This is a genomic window from Rhizobium arsenicireducens, assembly GCF_964021225.1.
Window position 1 is genome coordinate 3303502 of the sequence record NZ_CAXHYK020000001.1, and the last position, 19891, is coordinate 3323392.

Genomic DNA, 19891 nt, shown 5'->3' on the forward strand with positions numbered 1-19891 from the left:
AGGGTTCGGCTGGGTTAGGCCCTCCCCCTTGTGGGGAGGGTTGGGAGGGGAGTGTTTTCCCGTCCTGTGGGGCAAGCCGGCAGTCAGGCCGTGCGTTCTGTGACCATCGAAAGAAGCGATACGATCCATGAGCAAGCTCAACCGCGATGAAATCGCATCAGGACTTTCCAGGGTCGGCTACGTCGCAGACGGCGAGCTGGCGACGGCGATTTCGCTGATGGCCTTTCTCAAGCGGCCCTTGCTCCTCGAGGGCGAGGCCGGGGTGGGCAAGACGGCAGTGGCGGCTGCCCTTGCCGATCTCTACGACACCCGGCTCATCCGGCTGCAATGTTATGAGGGGCTCGACCAATCGGCGGCGCTCTACGAATGGAACTACCAGCGGCAATTGCTGGCGATCCAGGCGCATCAGGGCCGTGGCGCGGTCGAGATCGAGGGCGAGATCTTTTCTGAGAAATACCTGCTGGAACGACCGCTGCTCGCGGCAATCCGCCAACCGAAGGCACCGGTCCTGCTGATCGACGAGGTAGACCGGGCGGACGAGGAGTTCGAGGCCTTCCTGCTGGAAGTGCTCTCCGAATTCCAGGTGTCCATTCCCGAACTCGGCACGATCCCGGCGACGACCATCCCGCATGTTGTGCTGACCTCGAACGGAACGCGCGAGCTCTCCGACGCACTACGCCGCCGCTGCCTTTACCACTATGTCGACTATCCCGAGCCCGACCGCGAGGCGCGCATCATCATGGCGCATCTCTCTAGCATCGGTGCCTCGCTGGCGCTGCAGATCGCCCGCATGGTCGAGGCGATCCGCAAGGAGGATCTGCGCAAGGTTCCGGGCGTCGCCGAAACGCTGGATTGGGCGGCCGCACTGGTGGGTCTCAACCTGCGCGACCTGCACGACGATCCGGAGGCCCTGCACGACACGCTGCTTTGCCTGTTGAAGACCCGCGAGGACAGGACGCGGATCAGCCCCGAGGTGACCGAACGTCTGCTCGGGAGGGTCGCATGAGCTGTTGCGGCCAGCCGATGAACCAGGACGAAATGGACGCCGTCTCCGGGCTGGTGTCGGAGAAGCTTGCGGCTTTTCTCAAGACTTTGCGCGACAATGCCTTTGCCGTCGGGCTCTCCGAGGGCAAGGATGCGGCCGCGCTGATGGCGGCCGGCTATGCGACCCGTCCATCGCTGTTGCGGCAGGCCTTCAAGCAGTTGTTCTGCGCCCGTAAGAGCGAATGGCAGCGCTTCGACGGGTTGTTCGACGCCTTCTGGCTGGCCAAACGGGTGCGCGGTCGTTCCGCCGTTTCCGGCACGCCGTTGCCCTCTGCCAACCCCGCGCTCAAGAGCCTGCAGGACCCACAGGCATCGCATCAAGGGAACGAGGCGACCGACCAGGTGCCCTCCTCCGGCGAAGACGGCACGGACCAGTCCGGCGAAGGCCGGATGGAGGGCGCCTCGGTCATCGAGAACATTGCCAAGAGCGATTTCCGCAAGCTTGCCAACCCGGACGAGATCGAGCGCGCCCATGCCGTCGCCGCCCAGTTGGCGCGCGCCATGCAGGCGCGCCTGACGCGGCGCGACCTGGCCCGCAGACGCGGCTATCGCATCGACCTTCGCCGCACCATTCACCGCAATATCGGCCACGGCGGCGTGCCGGTGTCGCTGGTCATGCGCCAGCGGCGCGAAAAGCCGCTCAGGCTCGTGCTGCTGCTCGACGCATCCGGATCGATGAGCATGTATACCGGCGTCTTCCTGCGCTTCATCCATGGCGTTCTCGACAATTTCCGCGAGGCGGAGGCCTTCCTGTTCCACACGCACCTCGCGCATGTCTCCGACGCCATGAAGGAGCGCGATCCGGCCCGCGCGCTCGACCGGCTGTCGATGATGGCGCAAGGGTCCGGCGGCGGGACGCGGATCGGCGATTGTCTCGCCACCTTCAACCGCCACCACGCCGCCCGCGTCATCCATTCGCGCACGTGCGTGATGATCGTCTCCGACGGCTACGAGACCGGCGACGCGGCAAAGCTCGGCGCGGAGATGGCGGCACTCGGCCGGCGCTGCCGGCGGATCGTCTGGCTCAATCCGATGATGGGCTGGGACGGCTATGCGCCGGAGGCCGCTGGCATCAAGGCCGCCCTGCCGCATGTCGATCTTCATGCGCCGGCCCATTCGCTGGAGAGCCTCGCGGCGCTCGAACCCTATCTGGCCCGATTGTGAAGGAGGCAAGCATGACCATGCATGTCGACGTTATGGATCTCATGGCGAAACTCAAATCGTCGGAAGAGGCCTTCGTGCTGGCGACCGTGGTCAGGACGGTCTCCGTGACGGCGGCGAAGGCCGGGGCAAAGGCGATCATCCGGCCGGACGGCACGATCGCCGCAGGCTGGATCGGCGGCGGCTGCGCCCGTGGGGCGGTGCTGCGGGCCGCCACCCAGTCGCTGCGCGACGGCAAGGCGCGGCTGGTTTCGATCCAGCCGGGCGACCTGCTCGCCGAACTCGGTGTGAAACCCGGCGAGGCGCGCGGCGGCGTGCAGTTCGCTCGCAACATGTGCCCGAGCCAGGGGACCATGGACGTCTTCATCGAGCCGATGCTACCGCGGCCCTCTCTCATCGTGTTCGGGGCAAGCCCGGTTGCCCTGGCGCTTGCCGCACAGGCCCGCCCGCTCGGTTTCAACGTGACGCTGGCGGGCCCTATGGACGATCTAGTAGAGGTGCCGGACGTGGACCATCTGGTCGATGGCTTCGCCATCGAACCCGACGGCCGCGAACGCTACCTTGTCGTCTCGACGCAAGGCCGGGGCGACGAAGCAGCCCTCAAGGCGGCCGTCGCCGCCAAGGCCGACTATGTTGGCTTCGTCGGAAGCCACCGCAAGATGGCCTCACTGAAGCGCGAACTCACGGAGGACGGCATCGAGCCCACCGCTCTCGATCGGGTGAAGGGGCCAGCCGGGCTCGATCTCGGCGCCATCACGCCGGAGGAAATCGCGCTCTCGGTACTCGCAGAAATCATTTCGATCCGCCGTCGCGGCCAGCGCGGCGAAACGGCACAACAGGCTTAAAGGAAGAGGAAGCATAGCATGGACATGAATGGCAGCGAACGCATCGAAGCGCCCGTTGAAACCGTCTGGCAGGCGCTGAACGACCCGGAGATCCTGCGACAGGCGATCCCCGGCTGCGAGAGCCTGGACAAGACCTCAGACACGACCATGACGGCTAAGGTCGTGCTGAAGGTGGGTCCGATCAAGGCGAAGTTCGAAGGCGCGGTCGAACTGCAGAACCTCAACCCGCCACATTCCTATACGATTGCCGGTGAAGGCAAGGGCGGCTTGGCCGGCTTTGCCAAGGGCGGCGCCGACGTCTCGCTCGAAGCCGACGGACCGAACGCGACGATCCTCACCTACACGGTCAAGGCCGAGGTCGGCGGCAAGATCGCCCAGCTGGGCAGCCGTCTGATTGATTCGACCTCGAAGAAGCTGGCCGGTGAGTTCTTCTCCAAGTTCGGCGAACTGGTCGGCAATTCAGCCGCCGCCGCCTGAGGGATCAAGCGCGCCGCGAGGGTGGTAGGACCTCTCGGGGCGCGCGATCTCAACCGCGCTTGGTGAGGCAGCGCGACACGCAGTCCCCCCATCCGGCGACTGCGGCCTGACGATCATCCTCGGCCATGCCCGGCTCGAAGCGGCGATCGCGTTTCCAATGTTCGGCAAAGCCTTGTCGGTCCGGCCAGATGCCGGCGCGGGAGCCGGCGAGCCAAGCGGCGCCCAGCACCGTGGTCTCGAGGATCTCGGGGCGATCCACCGGTGCAGCCAGAATGTCGGCGAGACGCTGCATCGTCCAGTTGGAGGCGACCATGCCGCCGTCGACGCGCAGCACGGTCCTTTCGCTCGCGCCATCCCAATCCTTCTTCATCGCCTGCAGCAGATCATAGGTCTGGTAGGCAACGCTTTCGAGCACGGCACGGGCGAACTCCGCGGGGCCGGTGTTGCGGGTCATGCCGAACATCGCGCCGCGGGCCTCGGCATCCCAATACGGCGCGCCAAGCCCGGTGAAAGCCGGAACAAGATAGACGCGCTGGTGCGGGTCGGCCTTGGCGGCCAGGCCGTCGGTCTCAGCGGAACTGCCGATGAAGCCGAGGCTGTCGCGCAGCCACTGCACGGCCGCGCCGGCGATGAAGATCGAGCCTTCCAGCGCATAGGTGGTCTCGCCGTTCAGCCGATAGGCGATCGTCGTCAGCAGCCGATTCGAAGATGCGACGCGGTCGGTTCCGGTGTTTAAGAGCGCAAAGCAGCCCGTTCCATAGGTGGATTTCATCATGCCGGGCTCGAAGCAGGCATTGCCAATCACCGCCGCCTGCTGGTCGCCGGCAACGCCGAGGATCGGGATTTCTGCGCCGAAGATCTCCGGATCGGTCACGCCGAAATCGTCGGCGCAGTCCTTGACCTCGGGCAGCATGGCACGCGGGATGGCCAGGATGTCGAGAAGTTCATCGTCGAACCGGTTTTCACCAATGTCGTAGATCAGCGTGCGCGAGGCATTCGTGGCGTCGGTCGCGTGCACCCGTCCGGCGGTCATCCGGAAGATCAGCCAGCTATCGATCGTGCCGAAGCAGACCTCGCCCTTTTCGGCGCGGACGCGCAGCCCCTCGACCGAATTGAGCATCCAGGCAAGCTTGGTGCCGGAGAAATACGGATCGAGCAGCAGGCCTGTCTTGGCGGTGAAGAGCGGCTCCAGAGCCTTGGCCTTCAACTCCTCGCAGAAACGGGCGGTGCGGCGATCCTGCCAGACGATGGCGCGATGGAGCGGTTCGCCGGACTTCCGGTCCCAGACCACGGCGGTTTCGCGCTGGTTGGTGATGCCGATCGCTGCAACGTCGCGCAGCGTGATGCCCGCCTTGGCGACTGCCATGCGGGTGGTCGAAAGCACGCTCTGCCAGATCTCCTCGGCGTCATGCTCGACCCAGCCGGAATCGGGGAAGAACTGGGTGAATTCCTGCTGGGCGACCCCGACGATGTGCATGTTCTGGTCGAAAACCATCGACCGGGTCGAGGTGGTTCCCTGGTCAATTGCCAGAATGTATCCGCTCATCGGGCCTCTTCTCCTTGGATGAAGACCGGGGCGCTTGATCTGCGCCCCGGTCCCTTGTCATGCTAACGAGGCAAGATCAATTCTGCCAGCTCTTCACCAGTTCGTCGTAATTGACGGTGAGCGGCTGTTCCTTCTCGTTTTCGATCTTCAGCTGCGGGGCGAGATTGCCCTTGGCAACTGCATCGGCGTTCCACTCTTCGAGGGTCTTCTCCTCGGCGAGCTTCGGGCCGATGTCGCCCTGAACGCCCGCACGTTCCAGGCGCTGCATCACCTTTTCCTGCTCGGCGCACAGCGAGTCCATGGCTTCCTGCGCCGACTTCGCACCCGAGGATGCGTCGCCGATCGCCTGCCACCACAGTTGGGCCAGCTTCGGATAGTCCGGAACGTTGGTGCCGGTCGGCGACCACTGGACGCGGGCCGGCGAGCGGTAGAACTCGATCAGGCCGCCGAGCTTCGGCGCACGCTCGGTGAAGCTCTCATGCTGGATCGACGACTCGCGGATGAGGGTCAGGCCGACATGGCTCTTCTTGACGTCCACGGTCTTGGAGGTGACAAACTGAGCATAGAGCCAGGCGGCCTTGGCGCGGTCATCCGGTGTGGACTTGAGCAGTGTCCAGGAACCGACGTCCTGATAGCCGAGCTTCATGCCGTCCTTCCAGTAGACGCCATGCGGGCTCGGAGCGAAGCGCCACTTCGGCGTGCCGTCCGCATTGACCACCGGCAGGCCGTCCTTGACGAGGTCAGCGGTGAACGCGGTGTACATGAACATCTGCTGGGCGATCTCGCCCTGCGACGGAACCGGACCGGATTCCGAGAAGGTCATGCCCTGGGCAGCGGCCGGCGCATAGGCCTTCAGCCAGTCGAGATACTTCTGGATGGCGTAGACCGAAGCGGGGCCGTTGGTGTCGCCACCACGGGCAACGCACGAGCCGACCGGACGGGAGTTTTCATCGACCTTGATGCCCCATTCGTCGACGGGAAGACCATTCGGCAGGCCCTTGTCGCCGTTGCCGGCCATGGAGAGCCAGGCATCGGTGAAGCGCCAGCCGAGCGACGGGTCCTTCTTGCCATAGTCCATGTGACCATAGACCTTTTTGCCATCGATCTCGCGGCCAGTGAAGAACTCGGCAATGTCCTCGTAAGCCGACCAGTTGACCGGTACGCCCAGATCGTAGCCGTACTTGGCCTTGAAATCGGCCTTGTTCTTCTCGTCGTTGAACCAATCATACCGGAACCAGTAGAGGTTGGCGAACTGCTGGTCGGGCAACTGGTAGAGATCGCCATCCGGCGCGGTGGTGAACTTCAGGCCGATGAAGTCCTCGAGGTCGAGGCCGGGATTCGTCACATCCTTGCCTTCGTTCGCCATCCACTTGGTGAGCGAACGGGCCTGCTGGTAACGCCAATGGGTGCCGATCAGGTCCGAGTCGTTGACATAGGCGTCATAGATGTTCTCGCCGGACTGCATCTGCGTCTGCAGCTTTTCGACGACGTCCCCTTCGCCGATCAGGTCGTGGGTGATCTTGATGCCGGTGATCGCGGTAAAGGCCGGGGCCAGAACCTTGGATTCATACTCGTGGGTGGTGATGGTTTCCGACACCACCTTGATTTCCATGCCGGCAAAGGGCTTTGCAGCATCGACGAACCACTGCATTTCCTTTTCCTGGTCCGCGCGGGAAAGCGCCGAGAGGTCACCGACCTCCTTGTCCAGGAACTGTTTAGCCTCGTCCATACCGGCAAAAGCGGAGCCGGTCATCGCCAGCAGCATGGCTGCGGTCGTCGTCAAAAGGTGCTTTCGCATGATTTTCCTCCCAAAGGTTGCGATTGCAGTCTCTTCGTAGTCCGGGATGGCGGAAGCGGCCCGCCATCCTTTTTTCTAGCCTCAGACGAAACGGAATACGCCGATCGCGTAGACCACCGACAAGGCGAGAGCCCACCACAGGTTGGGACCTCCCAGTCCCAACCATGCAAGGTGAATGAAAGCCGAACCGAGCAGCGATATGAACAAGCGATCGCCTCGCGTCGTTTCAAACCGCAGAATGCCGATGCGGGGATTGCCGCCCGGCGAGAAATATTCCCAGACCGCCATGCAGGCGATCAGCGTGAAGATGCCGATGAAGAACAGCGCAGTCGGCAGCGTCCATGCCATCCATGAGAAGTTCATTGTCTGCCTCCCTCCCCCTAGACGCGGCCCAGGGCAAAGCCCTTGGCGATGTAGTTGCGGACGAAATAGATGACGAGCGCGCCCGGGATGATGGTGAGCACTCCGGCGGCGGCCAACACGCCCCAATCCATGCCCGAGGCCGAGACCGTGCGGGTCATGGTGGCGGCGATCGGCTTGGCGTCGGTCGTGGTCAGCGTGCGGGCGATCAGCAGTTCGACCCAGGAGAACATGAAGCAGAAGAAGGCGGCGACCCCGATTCCGCTCGCGATCAGCGGCATGAAGATCTTCACGAAGAAGCGCGGGAAGGAATAGCCGTCGATATAGGCCGTCTCGTCGATCTCCTTCGGCACGCCCGACATGAAGCCTTCAAGAATCCAGACCGCCAGCGGCACGTTGAACAGGCAATGGGCGAGAGCCACGGCAATATGGGTATCGATCAGGCCGAAGGCCGAATAGAGCTGGAAAAAGGGCAGCGCGAACACCGCCGGCGGCGCCATACGGTTGGTCAAGAGCCAGAAGAACAGGTGCTTGTCGCCCAGGAAACGGTAGCGCGAGAAGGCATAGGCGGCCGGCAAGGCCGCCGCGACCGAAATCACCGTGTTCATCACCACATAGATGATCGAGTTGATGTAGCCGTTGTACCAGGACGGATCGGTGAAGATCACCATGTAGTTCCTGAGCGTCGGATTCTGCGGAAAGAGCGAGAAGGCCCCGAGGATCTCGTTGTTTTCCTTGAAGCTCATGTTGACCAGCCAGTAGATCGGCAGGAGCAGGAAGATGATGTAGATCGTCGGGATCAGGAAGGAAAAGCGGCTCTTGTCGTGGTTCATCTTCGCATTCCCCTTACTTGGCCTGAGCGTCGTGGCTGGTCATGACCGTGTAGAAGACCCACGACATGAGCAGGATGATCAGGAAGTAGATGATCGACATGGCAGCCGCCGGGCCAAGGTCAAACTGGCCGACCGCCATCTTGACCAGATCGATGGACAGGAAGGTCGTCGAATTGCCCGGGCCACCGCCTGTGACGACGAAGGGCTCGGTATAGATCATGAAGCTATCCATGAAGCGCAGCAGTACAGCGATCAGCAGAACCCGCTTCATCTTGGGCAACTGGATGTAGCGGAATACAGAGAAACGCGAGGCGCCGTCGATCTTGGCGGCCTGGTAATAGGCGTCCGGTATGGAGACGAGGCCGGCATAGCACAGCAGCACCACGAGGCTCGTCCAGTGCCAGACGTCCATGACGATGACCGTCACCCAGGCATCGACGGGGTCCTGCGTATAGTTGTAATCGATGCCGAGAACGGTCAGGTAGTGGCCAAGGAAGCCGATGTCGACGCGGCCGAAGACCTGCCAGATGGTCCCGACGACGTTCCACGGAATGAGCAGCGGCAGCGCCATCAGCACGAGGCAGACGGGCACGCCCAACCCCTTTTTCGGCATGTTGAGCGCGATCAGGATGCCGAGCGGCACCTCGATGGCGAGAATGACCAAAGAGAAGATCAGGTTGCGGCCGAGCGCATTCCAGAAGCGATCGGAAGACAGCATTTCCGTAAACCAGTCGGTGCCGGCCCAGAAGAACTCGTTGTTGCCGAAGGTGTCCTGCACCGAATAGTTGACCACGGTCATCAGCGGAATGACAGCCGAGAAGGCCACCAGCAGCAGAACCGGAAGGACCAGGAACCAGGCCTTGTTGTTGAAGGTCTTTTCCATCCTCAGCCCTCCTGCCCTGCGCGCCAGCTGTCGGCATAGATGCCGATGGCCTGGGCTTCGAAAGTGACACGTGCCTCGCTCGGGATTTCGGTGTCCTCGGGCGCGACGATCGACAGCGGATGGCCGCAGAACATGGTGCGGACGATCTTCTGGCGGCCGGTATCCTCGACCTTGGTGATCTTGACCGGCATGCCTTCGCGGCCGAGGCGGACGAATTCCGGCCGGATGCCGAGCTCGATCCGGGCGCCCTCGGCCAGTTTAGGCGCGCCGTTCAGCGCGATGGTCTGCTCGCCGACGACGGCCTGAGATCCGCTCACTGCTGCCGGCATGAAGTTCATGCCCGGCGAGCCGATGAAATAGCCGACGAAGGTGTGGCTCGGACGCTCGAACAGTTCGGCAGGCGTGCCGATCTGGACGATTTCGCCGTCATACATGACGACGACCTTGTCGGCGAACGTGAGCGCTTCGGTCTGGTCGTGGGTGACGTAAACCATTGTGAAGCCCGACTGGCGGTGCAGCCGCTTGAGTTGCGAACGCAGAACCCACTTCATGTGCGGGTCGATGACCGTCAGCGGCTCGTCGAACAGGATCGCATTGACGTCGGAGCGGACGAGCCCGCGGCCGAGCGAGATCTTCTGCTTCTGGTCGGCGGTGAGCCCCTGCGCCCGCCTGCCGGCCATGCCGGCCAGATCGGTCATCTCGAGGATTTCCTTCACCCGGCGGTCGACGTCCGCCTCCGCCACATGGCGGTTGCGCAGCGGGAAGGCGAGATTGTCGTAGACCGTCATGGTGTCGTAGACGACGGGGAACTGGAAGACCTGGGCGATGTTGCGCGCCTCGGTCGAAAGGGCGGTGACGTCAGCGCCGTCAAACAGGATGCGGCCGTCCGAGGGGTGAATAAGCCCGGAAATGATGTTGAGCAGCGTGGTCTTGCCGCAGCCGGAGGGCCCGAGCAGGGCATAGGCGCCGCCGTCGGCCCATTCGTGATGGACTTCCTTCAGCGCGTAGTCGCCGGCGGCCTTGGCCTTGGGGCTGTAGGCGTGGCGGATATGGTCGAGATTGATGCGTGCCATGGTCTCTTCCCCCCTCACGCCGCGGCGACGTCGGTGAGCGCGCGCCCGTCGGAGCCGAACGCCATCAGGTGGCGCGGATCGATGAAGACTTCGAGCTCGTGATCCGGATCGATGTCGTGGATGCCGTGGGCCAGCATGACCCAGCGTGCGCCGGCGAAGTGCAGGTGGATGAAGCTCTCCGAGCCGGCGATCTCCGAGACCAGCGTCTTGGCCGAAAGCGCCGTCGTCGCATGGTCGTTGCGCTCGAGATAGAGGTGATGCGGCTGGAAGCCGATCGTCACCGGACCATCGGCGATGGCGGCCAGATGGGCCGGGACCGGCAGGATCGGCCGGTCGGCCAGCAGGAACTGACCGCCGGATTTCACCAGCTCGATCGTGTTGAGCGGCGGATCGGCAAAAGTGCGTGCGGTCAAGAGGTCGAGAGGGTGACGATAGACCTGGATCGTCTCGCCGAACTGCGTCACCGCACCCTGGCTCAAGGTCGCGGTATTGCCTCCGAGCAGGAGCGCTTCGGACGGTTCGGTCGTGGCGTAGACGAAGATCGCGCCGGACTGAGCGAAGAGCTTCGGCAATTCCTCACGCAGTTCCTCGCGCAGCTTGTAGTCGAGATTGGCGAGCGGCTCGTCGAGCAACACGAGATTGGCGTTCTTGACGATGGCACGCGCCAGCGCCGTGCGCTGCTGCTGGCCGCCGGACAGGCTGAGCGGGGTGCGATCGAGATAAGGCGTCAGCCCCAACAGTTCGGCGGCTTTTTTTACCTCGCGGTCGATGGTCGCCTTATCCTTGCCTGCGATCCGCATCGGCGAAGCAATGTTTTCATAGACGGTCAATGCCGGATAGTTGATGAACTGCTGGTAGACCATGGCGACATTGCGCTTTTGCACTGGCACGCCGGTGACATCCACGCCATCCAGATGGATCGATCCGCCGGTCGGCTTGTCGAGACCCGCCATCAAGCGCATCAGCGAGGTCTTGCCGGAGAGCGTCGGCCCCAGCAGGACATTCAGCGACCCTCGCTGCAAGACGAGATCGGTCGGGCGAATGTGATATTCGCCAGCAACCATCTTCGACACATTGCGCAATTCAAGCATCTATTCCTCGGGCCTCCTCCGAACCGTCGGTCATTTTCAATACCGGCAAGCGCGCCCTAGCGGGCCGTCGCTTCCGCCATATACGTCGCGAGTTCCTGAGCCTCCCCGGCCGTCAGGAACAAACCTTGCTTGGTACGACGCCACAGCACGTCTTCCGCGCTGTGGGCCCATTCGCGGTCGATCAGCCAGCGGACTTCACATTCGTACAGCGAACCGCCGAAATGCCGTCCCATATCCTCGGCACGCGCTGCGCCGGACAAAATGGTCTCGGCATCTGTGCCGTAGCAGCGGACCAATCGCTCCGCATGGCCACGCTCCATGAAGGGACAGGCCTTCAGCAGTCTGTCGACTTCCGCCACATAGGCCGTCGCTTCGAAATCGCCGCCGGGCAATCGGCTCGTCGCCGTCCATGGACTGCCCATGGTGCCGATCGCCTCTCCGATCTTTTCAAGCGCGTGCTCGGCCAGACGCCGATAGGTGGTCAGCTTGCCGCCGAAGACATTGAGAAGCGGCGCTTCCTCCGTCGGGCGGTGGTCGAGCTTCAGCACATAATCGCGCGTCGCTTCCTGGGCTTTCGATGCACCATCGTCATAGAGCGGGCGCACGGCCGAATAGCTCCAGACGATGTCGTCCTTCTTCACCGGCTCGGCGAAATATTCGCTGGCCGCATTGCAGAGATACGCGATTTCCTCTTCGCTTATTTTCACATTTTTCGGATCATCCGTATAGTCACGATCCGTCGTGCCGATCAGCGTGAAATCATTCTCGTAAGGAATCGCGAAAATGATGCGGTTGTCCGGGTTCTGGAAGAAATAGGCGCGCTTGTCGGTAAACTTCTTCTTCACCACGATATGACTGCCCTGGACGAGCCGGACATTGTGGACATTGTTGCGGCCGAAGGCGCCGGCAAGCACCTGGTCGACCCAGGGACCGGCAGCATTGACCAACATGCGCGCCTTGAAGGCTTGCGACTTGCCAGTCGACTGGTCCAGAACCGTCACGGACCAAAGCCCGTTCTCCCGGCGGGCCGAGGTGACCCGGGTCTGGCTCATGATCGTCGCACCGCGATCGGCCGCGTCCCGCGCATTCAGAACCACCATGCGGGCATCGTCGACCCAGCCGTCGGAATACTCGAAGGCCTTGGAAAACATCGGCTTCAACGGCTTTCCGGCCGGGTCGCGGCGGAGGTCTAGTGTCTTTGTCGCCGGCAAGAGCTTGCGGCCGCCGAGATGGTCGTAAAGGAAAAGCCCGAGGCGTATCAGCCATGCCGGGCGGACGCCGCCTTTCTGGAAGGGCAAAACGAAACGCAGCGGCCAGATGACGTGCGGCGCCATCGCCCACAGCACTTCGCGCTCCATCAGCGCCTCACGCACCAGGCGGAATTCATAATATTCGAGATAGCGAAGGCCGCCATGGATCAGCTTGGTGGCGCCGGAGGACGTGCCCGAGGCGAAGTCGTTCATTTCTGCGAGCGCGACCGAATAGCCGCGGCCGACAGCATCACGCGCGATGCCGCAGCCGTTGATGCCGCCACCGATGACAAAGATGTCGAAGACTCTCTCGACCGACATGCGCTCTCGCCCCCTTTTCGCATTGCACAATTTTATGCAATTGCGAAAGCTCAATCATCTAATTTGAAAGAGAAGCGAATGTCAAACGAACATTAACGAAAAACTACCGACTATCGTCGACCTCATCCCGCTGGCTTTGCGTTTCCACCAGATGCACGTCGCTTTCCGCACAGATCCTACGGATCCCCTCGACCGGACAATGGTCTGTGATGAAGGTGTGGACCTGGGAGATATGGCCGATGCGCACCGGTGCGGTGCGCTCGAACTTGGAGGCGTCAGATACCAGGATGACATGGCGAGCATTGGCGATAATCGCCTGGGCCACCTTGACCTCCCGATAGTCGAAGTCGAGAAGCGCGCCGTCCTCGTCGATTGCCGACACGCCGATGACGGCAAAATCGACCTTGAACTGGCGGATGAAGTCGACCGCGGCCTCGCCCACGATACCGCCGTCCGACCCGCGCACAACACCGCCAGCAATCACCACCTCGATCGAGGGGAACACACGCAAGCGATTGGCGACATTGATATTGTTGGTGATCACCATCAACTCGCGATGGTCGATCAACGCCTCGCCGACGGCCTCGGTCGTTGTGCCGATATTGATGAACAGCGAGGAGTTATCGGGAATGAGCGCCGCGGCAGCCCGGCCGATCGCCTGCTTCTCCGGTGCGGCGATGGAGCGACGTGCCTCGTATTTCACATTCTCGTTGCCGCTCGGAAAGATTGCACCGCCATGAATGCGCGTCAGCGCCTTGCCATCGCAGAGGTCGTTCAAGTCCTTTCGAATGGTCTGCGGCGTGACGGCGAAACGCGTCGCCAGTTCATCGACCAAGACACGTCCCTCCGCCTTGGCGAGAGCCATGATTTCCGCTTGGCGGCTGGAAAACAGCATTGTCACCCCTTTTCGTTCGGCTTCATCCCAGGGGACAGTGAAAATCGGGCAATAGCAGACACGAGCCCCTGACCGCAACCATTCAGCCGCGTCGCCCGGTGCACTGGCGAAGCGGCTCAACGGGGGCCAAAAGGACCTGGCGCCGATTTGACCAACGCTAGATATCATTGCCGCGCACGGATTGTTCCTATCAACGGCAGCCCTGATAGACTTCCCAGCGCTCGATGTCACTGACGCGACGTTGCTCGCCGGGCGTTAACTTGCCGTAGGGCGGGAAGCAGCCACGGCCGAAGACATTGCGGGCACGCTGGGTCTTGAAGCAGTAGCCCTTGGCTGCGTAGATCGCATTGCGCTCGTACCAAAGTTGCTCGCAGGTCATGCCGCTCTGGGCCATTGACGGCGACAAGGCCCCCATGCCTACCAACATTGGAATAACGGCGATTGCGGTTGCAGCGAGTATTTTAATGTAGCCCATGACGGAACCCTCCCCTGTGCGGAACGAAAACAAGCTACCACAACAGAGCTGGCCGCAATTGACCCATATCAAGACTATTCTTGGGTGTGCATGGCCGACCTGACTTACAAGAGCCCAGGATCAAAAGCCGCCGTGCGTGCACGCTGATACGCGGGCGGGCAGATTAACGCGCGACCCGGATTTGTTCCCGCGGGATGAGAGCGCCGGGCCGGCAAACAACCTGTGCCGCGATGCGATGGCCTTCCGCCGCGGCCTTGTCCGGTCCCTCTCCACCGAGGCGTGCGGCAAGGTAGCCGCCATTGAAGGAATCGCCCGCCCCCGTGCTATCGACCGCTTTGACACTCTCGAAGGTAAGTGTCGAAATCGAGTCATCCGACGTGGCAATCGCCATCGGTCCGCCGCCATTCTTCACGATGACTTCACCGGCCCCGGACCGCAGCCAGCGGGCCGCGCAATCCTCGATGCCAGCGTCGCCGAACACGGCTACCTCATCATCGAAGCTCGGTAGGGCGATCGAGGCGGTCGCAGCCGCGCGCGCGAGACAATCGCGCATCGTCTCTGCGTTCTCCCAGAGCTTTGGCCGGATGTTCGGGTCGAAAACGGTCGTCTTGCCGGTGTCACGGGCTTCGCCGATTAGTCGCAACAATGCTTCTCGGCGACCGGGCTCGAGGATCGCCAGCGTAATGCCGGAAAAATAGACGACATCGGCATCCACAATCGCCGCAGAAAGTGCTTGTTCGTCGTCGGCCAGCCGGCGCGCCGCGGACTGTCCGCGCCAATAGGAGAAGCTTCGCTCGCCGTCATGAAGTTCGATCGCATAAAGCCCGACTGTGCGCTCCCGGTCACGCGCGATGAACCGCGTGGCGATATCGTTGCTATCGAGAAAATCCAGCATGCGCCCGGAAAAAGGATCCATGCCCAGTCGGGTGAAATAAGCAACCTCCCACTGTGCCGGCAAGCAGGCGCGGATATACCAAGCCGTATTCAGCGTATCGCCGGCAAAACCCATGCGCCACAAGCCTCCCTCGGCCTGCGACAGTTCCACCATCGCTTCGCCGATCGAGAGAAACAGCTTGTCACTCATCCCTTCGCCTCCTCCGCGATTGCGCCCCGCATGCCCAAATCGAGCATGCGACCGAGAGCTCGGCTGACCTCGCATCGCCATTGAGAAGCTTCGAGAAGCTTGGCGGGAAAGAGACCGGGGAGTCTCTGCAAGGCGTCCGAGATTGCTTCCGCCTCATGCGGCAGGCTCGCGAGCACGGCAGTTATTTCAACCGCGCGCGGATCGCGCAAGGCATAGGTGTCGCCGCCGTCGGTTTCCCCAAGGCAATAGCGCATCCACGCGGCCACGGCAAAGGCGAAGGGCCTGACCGGCAGTCCGGCTTCCAGCGCCAGAACGGCTGGAGCAAGAAGCCGCTGCGGCAGCTTTTCAGTCCCGTCCATGGCGATCTGATAGGTCTCGTGAGCAATTGTCGGGTTTTCAAAGCGCTCGGCGAGTGCCTGTCCGTAAGCCGCAAGATCAATCCCGCAAAGCGGCGGAAGGACAGCAGCGGCAGAACTGAGGTGGCGCCGGACGAGGGCAGCAAGCGAATCGTCGGCCATAACGTCCCGGACATAGTGGTGGCCGGCGAGAAAGCCGGCGTAGGCCAGCATGGAGTGGCTGCCGTTCAACATGGTGAGCTTCATCCGCTCATAGGGCGTGACGTCCGACACGAAGATGGCGCCGGCCTTTTCCCAGGCCGGGCGACCGCCGGGGAAATGGTCCTCGATCACCCATTGATGGAAGGCTTCTGTTTCCACCGCCGCAAGGTCGCGGCAGCCGGTCAACTGCTCGGCAGTCGCCAGTGTCTCCGGCGTGACGGCCGGGGTGATCCTGTCCACCATGCTGGAGGGAAAGGCGACCTCGGCAGCGATCCAGTCGGCGAGGTCCGGATCAATCCGCCGCGCGAAGCCGATCACCCCGTCGCGCAGCAGCGCGCCGTTTTCCGGCAGATTGTCACAGCTGAGAACCGTAAACGGCGCCGTGTTCCTGGCGCGGCGCAATCGCAAAGCCGCGGTCAGCAATCCGAGCACACCCGCTGGGGCCTCAGGCGCGGCGAGGTCAGCGGCCACGGTCGGATGCGACCAGTCCGGACCGCGGGCGGTACGATCGATCCCATAGCCCTTTTCCGTCACCGTCAGGGTGACAATGCGCACGGCGGGATCGGCCATTGCTGTCAGTGCGGCTTCTGGATCCGCGGCAATCACATCGGTGATCGATCCGATTACGCGGCCGGTGGTACCCGAAGCGCTACGCTCGATCAGTGTATAGAGCCCGTTCTGCGGATTAAGCGCTTCGGCTACTTCCCGGCTGCGCAGGCTGACGCCCCGGATACGCCAGTCGCCACCGGCCGCGGCCAGCGCTGCATCCGTGTAAGCCGCCTGATGCGCCCGATGGAAGGCACCAATGCCGAGATGGACTATGCCGACGCCATGGGACGAGGGCTCATAGGCGGGTAGGAGCGCCTCGCCCGCAACTTGCCAAAGCTCTGTCAGGCGCGGCGTACTCATGGGCGGATCCCCTCGACGGGATGCTGGAGCGCCGTCATGATGCCCCGTAGTTCGGCTAGGCCCTTCAGACGTCCGATTGCGGGATAGCCGGGCTGCGCACTGCGGGTAAGGTCGTCGAGAATGTCCTGGCCATGGTCGGGGCGGAAGGGAATGCTGCAATCAGACCGCCCGCCCGCCCGCCGACGCTCCTCCTCGCGCAGGGCAGCCGCGATCACCGCGACCATGTCAGTCCCACCGCCGAGATGTTCCGCCTCGTAGAAACTGCCCATGATGCCCTGCGATTCGCGCTGCACATTGCGCAGGTGGAGAAAATGCACACGGTCGCCCAACCGATCCATCATCCCCGGCAAGTCATTGTCGGGTCGGGCTCCGAGTGAGCCGGTGCACAGCGTGATGCCGCTCGCCGGCAGATCGACCGCAGCCATCATCTTGCGATAGTCGTCTTCCGTTGACATGACCCGTGGCAGGCCGAGCAGTGAGAACGGCGGATCATCCGGATGACAGCAGAGGCGCAGACCGAGGTCCTGGGCGACTGGTGCCACTTCCGCCAGGAAATCGATGAGATGAGCGCGAAGTTGGTCTTCCGAAATAGCCGCATACTCTGCGAGATGCGTTCGGACATCCTCAAGGGTGAAGTGTTCCGCGGCGCCGGGCAGACCGAAGACGACATTGCGGGCGAGCGAGCGACATGCCTTCTCGTCCATTGCTGCGAAGCGACGGCTGGCCTCCCCGACCACCTCCGGCGGATAATCCTCCACCGCGCCGGGCCGGGCAAGGATATGGATGTCGAAGGCGGCAAAATCATTGAGGTCGAACCGCATGCAGGTCGCACCGTTGGGCAGGCGGCAGGCGAGGTCTGTGCGCGTCCAGTCCAGCACCGGCATGAAATTATAGCAGATCACTTCGATCCCGGCATCGCGGAGCACCTTGAGCGAGCTCTTGTAATGGGCAATGTGTTCGCGCCACGCCCCCTTCTGCTTTTTGATATCCTCGGACACGGGCAGGCTTTCGACCACTTCCCACTTGAGACCCGATGGGCTGCCGTTCTTCATTCGGCCGATCTCGGTCTGGCGCTGTTCCACCTCTTCGGGCGTCCATGCGGCGCCGGTCGGCACGTGATGCAGCGCGGAGACTACACCCTCCACCCCGGCCTGCATCATGTCATCGACGGAAACGAGATCCTTCGACCCGAACCAACGCCAAGTCTGCCGCATACACCATTCCTCCTGAGCCTGAACGATAGATCATACTGGATTCCTGTTTAGCAGTCACTCATCCTGTTGACTAGTATGGAAGTTGCAGACTATACAGTTTGAAGGGAGAGATTTGATGGCACTTGTCCGCGCAGAACCAATCGCACTCGAGCAAAGCTCGGCCGTCGGGCCACAGCTTTACCGCCTGTTGCGCGACCGGATCGTCAGGGGGGACCTTGCTCCCGGCGTGCGCGTTTCGGAATCTGAAATTGCCGCCAGCTACAAGGTCAGCCGCCAGCCGGTGCGGGAGGCCTTCATCAAGCTCGCCGAAGAATCGCTTGTCGAAGTGCGGCCGCAACGTGGCACTTATGTGCGCCGTATTTCGGTACCCGCCGTGATGACCGCCCGTTTCGTTCGCGAGGCGGTCGAGGCCGACATCGTTAGGGCGGCGGCGCGCGCGATCACTCCCAAGATACTGGCGTCCCTCGAGGCCAATCTTACGGCGCAACGCGCGGTGGTCGACAGCGATGACCCAAGCCGATTCATGGAGCTGGATGAAGCCTTCCATCGTCTTCTGGCCGAGGCCGCGGGCCAGGCGGCCATCTGGGACATCCTGGAAGATCTGAAGACGCAGATGGACCGGGTGCGCCACATCAGTACCCGCCAGTTTCCGCGGGAGCGCCTGATCGCTCAGCATGCCGCCGTCGTTGCGGCCTTGCGCGCCGGCGATGCCGAGGCTGCCGAGACGCAAATGCGGGCTCATCTGAAGGGGGTCCTGACCGACCTGCCGGCCATCGCCGAAGCCATGCCCGAATTCTTCGACGAAGCGGGAGGCTGACGATGGCGATAGCCAAGAGAGCACAGCCGATTGCGAGGGGCGAGCAAGACGACCGAACGGGGCAGGAATGGGCTGCATGGTTCCATGGCGCGCTCATGCCCTGGTGGCTGGAGCAAGCGCGCGACTCTGTTCACGGCGGCTTTTTCGATGCTTTGACCGAAGACGGAGTTCCGCTGAATGATGATCCCAAGACGACGCTGGCTCAGGCCCGGCTGCTCTTTACATTGTCGCATCTCTATCTCCAGAAACGGGACGATCGCCTCCTTGATGGCGCCCGCGCGGCCCATCGGTTTCTGACGAATTTTCTTCGTGATGCGGAAGACGGCGGCTATGCCCGCGCGGTCGATCGCTCCGGGGCGCCGACCGGCCTTGCCACCGACCAGATCAAGCGCAGCTACGACCAGTCTTTCGTCTTGCTGGCTCTTTCGACCTATCAGCGGATGGAGCCGAGCGACGCCTTGGCGAAGCAGTTGCAGGAATGCTGGTCGTTCATCGAGGACCGGCTGACCGATCCGCAAACGGGCGCGCTGCTTGAAGACGACACCGTCCATGGCGCGGGCACTGCCCGCGAACTACGCGCCCAGAACCCGCATATGCACATGTTCGAGGCGCTGTTGCAGGCTTATGAGATGACAGGCGAAGCGATCTGGATGCAGCGCGCTGAGGACATGCTGGCCGTCGTCAGGCGCCACTTCATCGATCCCGACCACGGCACGATCATCGAATTCCGCGCTGCAAACTTCAGCAACGCAGAGGGACGCGACGGATCCTTGCGTGAGATCGGCCACCAGTGCGAATGGGCCTGGTTACTTCATCGTTATGTCCGCCTCGGTGGCAGAGCCGAGATGCTCGCACTTGCTGACCGCATGATGGGTTTCGCCGAGCGCTTCGGCTTTCAGGGTGAAGGCCTGATGAAGGGTGCCGCCTTTGACGCAGTCCATGCAGATGGCCGCGTCATGACGGACACGATGCTGCTCTGGCCCCAGACCGAGGCCGGCAAGGCCTATGTGGCCCAATTCGAACGCTCTGGCCGAACGGCCGATGCGGTCCGCGCGCACGACTTCTTGCGTGTCGTTTTCCAGCACTACTTCGCCGGACGCAGAGCGTGGCGGAACCGTGTCGACGCTCAAGGGCAAACACTACAGCCATATGCCCTTAGCCGGCTACTTTATCATGTCGCCATGTTCGTCACGGAAGGCGAAAGGGTCGGGCTTTGGGCCGACCAACCGACTGGCTGACGCCAGATATCCGATTTTCA

Annotated in this window: 19 protein-coding genes; 6 read left to right on the forward strand and 13 right to left on the reverse strand. The window is 62.6% G+C overall.

The features are described 5' to 3' along the window. Positions 1–127 precede the first annotated feature (127 nt). The 4 genes from ACWPVA_RS16395 to ACWPVA_RS16410 are packed head-to-tail and all read left to right on the forward strand — an operon-like array spanning position 128 to position 3527. Positions 128–1006 carry an AAA family ATPase gene (locus ACWPVA_RS16395; protein WP_454288691.1) on the forward strand — a complete coding sequence of 293 codons (879 nt, stop codon included), beginning with the start codon at positions 128–130 and terminating at the stop codon, positions 1004–1006. Beyond that, on the forward strand, positions 1003–2208 hold the full coding sequence (locus tag ACWPVA_RS16400; protein WP_454288692.1) for a vWA domain-containing protein: 1206 nt from the start codon (positions 1003–1005) through the stop codon (positions 2206–2208). Before ACWPVA_RS16395 ends, ACWPVA_RS16400 begins: the two co-directional genes overlap by 4 nt. Positions 2209–2219: 11 nt before the next feature. Next, positions 2220–3050: an XdhC family protein gene (locus tag ACWPVA_RS16405; protein WP_454288693.1), complete on the forward strand. Its 831-nt coding sequence runs from the start codon at positions 2220–2222 to the stop codon at positions 3048–3050. 18 nt (positions 3051–3068) lie between these two features. Continuing rightward, entirely contained in the window at positions 3069–3527 is a 459-nt protein-coding gene (locus ACWPVA_RS16410; protein WP_454288694.1) for an SRPBCC family protein, read from the forward strand. A 49-nt stretch (positions 3528–3576) separates the two neighbouring features. On the opposite strand, the gene glpK is transcribed toward ACWPVA_RS16410, so the two are convergent. From glpK to uxuA, 13 genes are all read right to left on the reverse strand, one after another. Further along, positions 3577–5073, reverse strand: a complete 1497-nt coding sequence (glpK, locus tag ACWPVA_RS16415; protein ID WP_454288695.1) for a glycerol kinase GlpK — start codon at positions 5071–5073, stop codon at positions 3577–3579. A gap of 76 nt (positions 5074–5149) precedes the next feature. Then, a complete protein-coding gene (locus tag ACWPVA_RS16420; RefSeq protein ID WP_454288696.1) occupies positions 5150–6871 on the reverse strand; it encodes an ABC transporter substrate-binding protein in 1722 nt (573 codons plus the stop codon). 81 nt (positions 6872–6952) lie between these two features. Continuing rightward, complete coding sequence (locus tag ACWPVA_RS16425) at positions 6953–7234, reverse strand: DUF2160 domain-containing protein (RefSeq protein ID WP_454288697.1); 282 nt, start codon at positions 7232–7234, stop codon at positions 6953–6955. Positions 7235–7251: 17 nt separating this feature from the next. After that, entirely contained in the window at positions 7252–8064 is an 813-nt protein-coding gene (locus tag ACWPVA_RS16430; RefSeq protein WP_454288698.1) for a carbohydrate ABC transporter permease, read from the reverse strand. A gap of 13 nt (positions 8065–8077) precedes the next feature. Next, entirely contained in the window at positions 8078–8947 is an 870-nt protein-coding gene (locus tag ACWPVA_RS16435) for a carbohydrate ABC transporter permease (protein WP_454288699.1), read from the reverse strand. A gap of 2 nt (positions 8948–8949) precedes the next feature. Continuing rightward, complete coding sequence (locus ACWPVA_RS16440) at positions 8950–10020, reverse strand: ABC transporter ATP-binding protein (protein WP_454288700.1); 1071 nt, start codon at positions 10018–10020, stop codon at positions 8950–8952. A gap of 14 nt (positions 10021–10034) precedes the next feature. Continuing rightward, positions 10035–11111: an ABC transporter ATP-binding protein gene (locus ACWPVA_RS16445; protein ID WP_454288701.1), complete on the reverse strand. Its 1077-nt coding sequence runs from the start codon at positions 11109–11111 to the stop codon at positions 10035–10037. Between the two features lie 56 nt (positions 11112–11167). Continuing rightward, positions 11168–12682: a glycerol-3-phosphate dehydrogenase gene (gene glpD, locus ACWPVA_RS16450; protein WP_454288702.1), complete on the reverse strand. Its 1515-nt coding sequence runs from the start codon at positions 12680–12682 to the stop codon at positions 11168–11170. A 103-nt stretch (positions 12683–12785) separates the two neighbouring features. Continuing rightward, the gene (locus ACWPVA_RS16455) at positions 12786–13577 is read right to left on the reverse strand and encodes a DeoR/GlpR family DNA-binding transcription regulator (protein ID WP_454288703.1); all 792 of its coding nucleotides are present in this window, start codon (positions 13575–13577) and stop codon (positions 12786–12788) included. A 190-nt stretch (positions 13578–13767) separates the two neighbouring features. Next, positions 13768–14052, reverse strand: coding sequence for a YARHG domain-containing protein (locus ACWPVA_RS16460; protein WP_454288704.1), 285 nt, complete (start codon positions 14050–14052; stop codon positions 13768–13770). A gap of 163 nt (positions 14053–14215) precedes the next feature. Continuing rightward, positions 14216–15136, reverse strand: a complete 921-nt coding sequence (locus ACWPVA_RS16465; RefSeq protein ID WP_454288705.1) for a sugar kinase — start codon at positions 15134–15136, stop codon at positions 14216–14218. After that, positions 15133–16602 carry a mannitol dehydrogenase family protein gene (locus ACWPVA_RS16470; RefSeq protein WP_454288706.1) on the reverse strand — a complete coding sequence of 490 codons (1470 nt, stop codon included), beginning with the start codon at positions 16600–16602 and terminating at the stop codon, positions 15133–15135. Before ACWPVA_RS16470 ends, ACWPVA_RS16465 begins: the two co-directional genes overlap by 4 nt. Then, the gene (gene uxuA, locus ACWPVA_RS16475; protein ID WP_454288707.1) at positions 16599–17816 is read right to left on the reverse strand and encodes a mannonate dehydratase; all 1218 of its coding nucleotides are present in this window, start codon (positions 17814–17816) and stop codon (positions 16599–16601) included. Before uxuA ends, ACWPVA_RS16470 begins: the two co-directional genes overlap by 4 nt. Positions 17817–17931: 115 nt before the next feature. Here uxuA and ACWPVA_RS16480 point away from each other — a divergent pair, with 115 nt between their 5' ends. Continuing rightward, positions 17932–18633 carry a GntR family transcriptional regulator gene (locus ACWPVA_RS16480; RefSeq protein ID WP_454288708.1) on the forward strand — a complete coding sequence of 234 codons (702 nt, stop codon included), beginning with the start codon at positions 17932–17934 and terminating at the stop codon, positions 18631–18633. A gap of 2 nt (positions 18634–18635) precedes the next feature. Continuing rightward, positions 18636–19871 carry an AGE family epimerase/isomerase gene (locus ACWPVA_RS16485; RefSeq protein WP_454288709.1) on the forward strand — a complete coding sequence of 412 codons (1236 nt, stop codon included), beginning with the start codon at positions 18636–18638 and terminating at the stop codon, positions 19869–19871. The last annotated feature ends 20 nt before the right edge of the window (positions 19872–19891 follow it).